The organism is Halorubrum californiense DSM 19288 (genome assembly GCF_000336875.1).
Taxonomy (GTDB): Archaea; Halobacteriota; Halobacteria; order Halobacteriales; family Haloferacaceae; genus Halorubrum; species Halorubrum californiense.
The window spans coordinates 1-565 of record NZ_AOJK01000028.1 but is presented as its reverse complement, the minus strand read 5'-3'; the positions used below and the strand labels follow the sequence as shown (position 1 = coordinate 565).

Genomic DNA, 565 nt, shown 5'->3' with positions numbered 1-565 from the left:
CAAACCCGCACGGACACGTCAGCGTCTCCTGATGCCGCGTGGTTCGCTCCGTCGACCCGCACTGCGGGCACTCCTGACTCGTCCACGCTTCAGACCGTACCTCAACCGAGATATCGTACTCTTCGGCGGTACAGGCCAGTCGGTCCACGAATTTCCTGAACGAGCAAAAATTGTGCGTCTTAGCGTTCGCCTCGACCGACCAGTGCGTCTCTAGCACGCCGGTCAAGTCACCGATATACACTGTGTCGACACCCTCGGCGTACAGCCGTTCGATCACGTCGCGACACAACGCTTCTTGCGCGTGATCGCGGCGCCGAGTGCGCTTGCGATACAACCGCCGGATGCGCTCGCTGCTGTGTCGGCCCGCTTCGAGTTTGGCCTGTAACCGGGCGATTTCTTGTGTCGTCTCCCGGAAGCGAGCGAACAGGTCGCGACCCTCGTACAGATACTGTTCACCGGTCGTCGTGGTACAGGCGACGAGATTGTTCGCACCGATATCCAGAGCGGCCGTTTCATCAGCCAGTGGAGTCGCCCGCGCCTCGTCGGAAACAGTCACGGGCTGCGA

The 565-nt window shown here is 61.2% G+C and carries 1 protein-coding gene; it reads right to left on the bottom strand.

Annotated elements, in window-relative coordinates:
• Nucleotides 1-565: RNA-guided endonuclease TnpB family protein (locus C463_RS06130; RefSeq protein WP_008442053.1), on the bottom strand; the 565-nt coding region annotated here is incomplete at both ends.